Raw genomic sequence first — 243 nt, forward strand, 5'->3', positions numbered from 1 at the left:
AGTACCTTTAACTCCCGGAATACTCATGCGAGGGCGCTCGCAACCGGCGGGAGGGAAAAATGCAATCCAAAAATTCACGTTTTAACGATATTTCTATCGGCAAAAGAATTCGTCATAGAAGAATGTCAATGAGGCTTTCTCAAAAAGAATTAGGGAATTCCTTAGGTGTCAGTTTCCAACAAATCCAAAAATACGAAAAAGGGTTAAACCGTGTAAGCGCAGGACGTTTGCTAGAAATTGCTA

Annotated in this window: 1 protein-coding gene; it reads left to right on the plus strand. The window is 41.2% G+C overall.

What is annotated here, in order from left to right; genetic code table 11:
- Window positions 1–59: 59 nt before the first annotated feature.
- A partial coding sequence (locus tag ACFINC_RS10405) for a helix-turn-helix domain-containing protein (RefSeq protein WP_375617165.1) occupies window positions 60–243 on the plus strand: 184 nt, incomplete at its 3' end.

Source organism: Bartonella sp. AP58NXGY, from assembly GCF_042195785.1.
Classification (GTDB): Bacteria; Pseudomonadota; Alphaproteobacteria; order Rhizobiales; family Rhizobiaceae; genus Bartonella.